The 4,998-nt window shown below is 70.6% G+C and carries 3 protein-coding genes and 1 pseudogene; 2 read left to right on the top strand and 2 right to left on the bottom strand.

What is annotated here, in order from left to right:
- Positions 1-618, bottom strand: a 618-nt coding sequence (locus tag VFO68_RS09210) for an MMPL family transporter (RefSeq protein ID WP_325157768.1), incomplete at its 3' end; no start/stop codon positions are given.
- Positions 619-769: 151 nt separating this feature from the next.
- On the opposite strand from VFO68_RS09210, the gene VFO68_RS09205 reads away from it, so the two are divergent.
- Entirely contained in the window at positions 770-2,470 is a 1,701-nt protein-coding gene (locus tag VFO68_RS09205; protein ID WP_325157767.1) for an AMP-binding protein, read from the top strand.
- A gap of 143 nt (positions 2,471-2,613) precedes the next feature.
- Complete coding sequence (locus VFO68_RS09200; RefSeq protein WP_325157769.1) at positions 2,614-4,362, top strand: MFS transporter; 1,749 nt, start codon at positions 2,614-2,616, stop codon at positions 4,360-4,362.
- Here VFO68_RS09200 and VFO68_RS09195 read toward each other — a convergent pair.
- A pseudogene (locus VFO68_RS09195) lies at positions 4,264-4,839 on the bottom strand (FAD-linked oxidase C-terminal domain-containing protein); the annotation flags it as partial. The gene VFO68_RS09200 and the pseudogene VFO68_RS09195 overlap by 99 nt on opposite strands.
- Positions 4,840-4,998 lie beyond the last annotated feature (159 nt).

The following is a 4,998-nucleotide window of genomic DNA, read 5'->3' as shown; positions in this document are numbered from 1 at the left end:
CAGCACCGGGATCCCGGCGGCGATCAGCGCGCCGAACACCAGCAGCATGATGATCAGGGTCACCGGGATGCTGATCAGCTCGGCCTTCTGGAAGTCCTTGCCCAGCGTCTCGGACAGCGCCTTGTCCAGCGATGCCCCGCCGACCTCCTCGATGCGCAGGTCCGGATAGCGCTGCTGCACCGTCGCGGTGGTGTCCAGCAGCGGCTGGATCCGCTCGTCGGCGGTGTGCGGGTCGCCGGTCATCTCCACGTTGACCAGGACCGCGGTGCCCTTGGGCGAGGGCAGCGGGTCGCTGACGTCGCCGACCTCGGACAGCCCCGACATGCTGGCCCGGACGTCGGCCGCCGCGGCCTGCGCGCGGGCGTTGTCCAGGCTGCCCTCCCGAGCGGTGATCAGCACGTTCTCCGACGACGGGCGCTTGAAGCCGGCCTCGTCGACGATGCTCTGGTAGGTGGCCAGCTCGCCCTTCGGGTTGTCGTCGAAGTCGGCGTTCTTGGTGCCGCTCATGGCGCCCACTCCGATGCAGAGCGCCACGAACACGATCCAGGCGCCGATCGCGCGCCAGGGATGTTCCGCGCTCCATCTCGCGATGCGCACGGTCAACATCGGCTTGTCCATCAGAAATTTCCCCTCTGGAAGTTCGGTTGCCCAGGTTCGTTCTCGTCTCCCCAAAGGCTGGGCCATCGCGTTCCCGCTGTGATCCGGATCTTTCCCTGGAACCGGCTCGGGGATCACCCTGATACCCGGTGCGCGGGCCTAGGGTGTTGCCATGACAGAGCCGTTCCGTGCGGCGCGGGACTTCCTGGTGGCACACCAGGAGGACTACGACGCCGCGTACTCAGGGTTCGAGTGGCCGCGGCCGGACCGCTTCAACTGGGCGCTCGACTGGTTCGATGTGATCTCCGCGACCGAGCCGACCGCGAGCCGGCCGGCACTGTGGATCGTCGAGGAGGACGGCACGGAGCGGCGGTGGACCTTCGCCGAACTGTCCGCCCGGTCCAACCGGCTGGCGAACTGGCTGCGCGGGCACGGGGTGGCCCGGGGCGACCGGCTGATCCTGATGCTGGGCAACCAGGGCGAGCTGTGGGAGACCATCCTGGCCGCGATGAAGCTCGGCGCGGTGATCATCCCGGCGTCCACCCTGCTGGGTCCGGCGGACCTGCGTGACCGGGTGGACCGCGGCCGGGCCCGGCACGTGGTGGTGCGCGCCGAGGACACCGCCAAGTTCACCGAGGTTCCCGGCGACTACACCAGGATCGCGGTCGGCGGCCCGGTCGACGGCTGGCTGGACCACGCCGCGTCCGAGACGGCGCCGGGTTCCTTCGAGCCGGACGGTCCGACCGGAGCCGGCGACCCGCTGCTGCTCTACTTCACCTCCGGCACCACCGCCCAGCCCAAGCTGGTGGCGCACACCCAGGTGTCCTACCCGATCGGTCATCTGTCCACAATGTACTGGATCGGGTTGGCGCCCGGGGACGTGCACCTGAACATCTCCTCCCCGGGCTGGGCGAAACACGCGTGGAGCAACGTGTTCGCGCCGTGGAACGCCGAGGCGACGGTGTTCCTGTACAACTACACCCGGTTCGACGCGGTCGCGCTGATGTCGGTGATGGACCGCTGCGGGGTGACCAGTTTCTGTGCCCCGCCAACGGTGTGGCGGATGCTGATCCAGTCCGACCTCGGCCAGTTGCGGCGGCCGCCGCGCAAGGTGGTCGGCGCCGGGGAGCCGCTCAACCCGGAGGTCATCGAGCAGGTGGCCAAGGCCTGGGGGGTGACCATCCGGGACGGCTTCGGCCAGACCGAGACCACCCTGCAGGTGGCGAACACCCCCGGCCAACCGGTCAAACCGGGCTCCATGGGCCGCGCTCTGCCCGGCTTCACCATCGCCCTGATCGACCCCGCCACCGGCCGGCCGGCCGACGAGGGCGAGATCTGCATCGACCTCCGCCACCCGCCGGTCGGCCTGATGACCGGCTACGCCGACGACGAGGAACGCACCGCCGAGGCCATGCGGGACGGCTACTACCACACCGGCGACGTCGGCTCCCGCGACGCCGACGGCTACATCACCTACGTGGGCCGGGCCGACGACGTCTTCAAGGCTTCCGACTACCGCATCTCCCCGTTCGAACTGGAGAGCGTCCTCATCGAACACGAGGCCGTGGCCGAGGCCGCCGTGGTTCCGTCCCCCGACCCCGTGCGCCTTTCGGTCCCCAAGGCCTACGTGGTCCTGGCCGCCGGCTACCCCGCCGACGCCGGCACCGCCCGCGCCATCCTCGCCTTCGCCCGGGAGAACCTGGCCCCCTACAAGCGAATCCGCCGCCTGGAGTTCGCCGACCTGCCCAAGACCATCTCCGGCAAGATCCGCCGCGTTGAGCTGCGCACCCGCGAGACCGACCTGCACGCCGACCCCACCGCCCGCCCCGCCACCGAGTACCGCGACGACGACTTCCCCGACCTCCGCCCCTGACCCATGCCCGGCGAGTCCCCATTCGGCGTGCCGTCGGGTCCAGTAGGTCCTTAGCGCGGTTAACGATATTCGGTTAGCATGGCTAAGTGTTTGTCGACCGGCCGGGCTACAAGTGGATCGCACTGTCCAACACCACGCTGGGCATGTTGATCGCGACGATCAACTCGTCGATCGTGCTGATCGCGCTGCCGGACATCTTCCGGGGCATCGGGATCAACCCGCTGGATCCGACCAAGACCAGCTACCTGCTCTGGCTGATGATGAGCTTCCTGATCGTCACCGCCGTGCTGGTGGTCGCCTTCGGCCGGCTCGGGGACATGTACGGGCGGGCCCGGATGTACAACCTGGGCTTCGCCGTCTTCACCGTCTCCTCGATCATGCTCGCGGTCACCTGGATGACCGGCGACGCCGCGGCGCTGTGGCTGATCGGCTGGCGGGTGGTGCAGGGGATCGGCGGCGCGTTCCTGATGGCCAACTCCAGCGCCATCCTGACCGACGCCTTCCCGGCCGACCAGCGCGGCCTGGCCCTGGGCATCAACGGCGTGGCGGCGATCGCCGGGTCGTTCCTCGGCCTGGTGATCGGCGGCCTGCTGGCCCCGGTCAACTGGCACTGGGTGTTCCTGGTCTCGGTCCCGTTCGGCGTGATCGGCACCGCCTGGGCCTACCTGCGGCTGCGCGACACCGGGGTGCGCGAACGGGCCGCGATGGACTGGGCCGGCAACATCACCTTCGCGGTCGGCCTGATCGCGATCATGGTCGCGATCACCTACGGCCTGCAGCCCTACGCCGGGCATCCGATGGGCTGGACCAACCCGTGGGTGGTCGCCGCCCTGGTCGGCGGACTGGCCGTGCTCGCCCTGTTCGCCGCGATCGAACGCCGGGCCGCCAACCCGCTGTTCGACCTGTCCCTGTTCCGCATCCGGGCGTTCGGCCTCGGCAACCTGGCCAACCTGATGTCCTCGCTCGGCCGCGGCGGCCTGCAGTTCATCCTGATCATCTGGCTGCAGGGGATCTGGCTGCCGCTGCACGGCTACTCCTTCGCCGAGACGCCGCTCTGGGCGGGCATCTACATGCTGCCGATGACCGTCGGGTTCCTGATCTCCGCGCCGCTGTCCGGCGTGCTGTCCGACCGGTGCGGCGCCCGGCTGCTCACCACCGGCGGCATGCTGGTCAGCGCGGCGACCTTCTACGCGCTGACCGTCCTGCCGGTGGACTTCGACTACCGGCTCTTCGCCGGCCTGCTCCTGGTCAACGGGATCGGCATGGGCATGTTCGCCGCGCCCAACCGGGCCGCGATCATGAACAGCCTGCCGCCGGGGTCGCGCGGCGCCGGCTCGGGCATGACGGCCACCTTCCAGAACGCGGCGATGGTGCTGTCCATCGGCATCTTCTTCAGCCTGATCATCATCGGGCTCACCGCCAGCCTGCCGTCGGCCCTGTCCGGCGGGCTGACCGGCAACGGGGTGCCGGCGCCGGACGCCGCGCGGATCGCCCAGCTTCCGGCGGTGGCCGTGCTGTTCGCCGCCTTCCTCGGCTACAACCCGGTCGAGCAGTTGCTCGGCCCGTCGCTGGCGCAGCTACCGCCGGAGCGGGTCGAGTTCCTCACCGGCCGGTCGTTCTTCCCCAACCTCGTCACCCACCCCTTCTCCGACGGCCTACACGTCGCGTTCTGGTTCGCCATCGCCGCCTGCGTCATCGCCGCCGCCGCGTCCTGGTTCGCCGGAGACCAGAACACCCGGGTTCAGCAGCCCGTCCGGATCCCAGGCCCGCTTGGTGGCGGCCATCAGGTCCAGCTCGACGCGCGACCGGACCAGGGGCAGCCAGCGGGCCTTGGCCGTGCCCACTCCGTGCTCGGCGGAGATCGTTCCGCCGTAGCCGGCAACGATCCGTAGCACCGGGTCGGTCAGGTCGGCCTCGTCCCCGCCGATGAGGTTGGCGTGGAAGTTCCCTTCGGCGAGGTGACCGAACAGGATCAGCCGCGCGCCCGGGGCGGCCGCGGCGACCAGTTCGCGCAGGTCGGCCTCGAAGCCCGGCACGGCAACCGCGGGAACGCCCACGTCCAGCTTGAGCGGGGTGCCGAGCGCGCTGATCGCGTCGGTGTGCCCCTCGCGGTAGGCCCACAGGGCGCGCCGGCCGGCCTCGTCGTCGGCGATCGCCGAGTCGAGCACCTCGTCCGACCCGGCCAGCACCCGCGCCAGCGCCTCGGTCGGGTCGTCCTGACCGGCACAGTCGAGCAGCAGGTAGCACGGGTGGTCGGCGTCGAACGGCGCGGCCACGCCCCGGTGCGCGCACACGATCCGCAGCCCGTCGGCGTAGAACACCTCGGCCGACGTCAGCCCGGGCACGCCGGCCCGCACCCGCGCCAGCACCCGCTGCGCGGCGGCGGTGTCGGCCACCCCCAGCACGGCGGTCACGCCCTCGCGGGAGCCGGGCACCAGCCGCAGTCGCACCCCGGTCACCACGGCCAGCGTGCCTTCGCTGCCGACCAGGGCGCCGACCAGGTCGTAGCCGGTGCTGTCCTTGGGCAG

The organism is Actinophytocola sp., assembly GCF_035712165.1.
Taxonomy (GTDB): domain Bacteria; phylum Actinomycetota; class Actinomycetes; order Mycobacteriales; family Pseudonocardiaceae; genus DASYTH01.
Note: the sequence above shows the minus strand (reverse complement) of the source record. Positions and strands in the feature narration are given on the sequence as shown.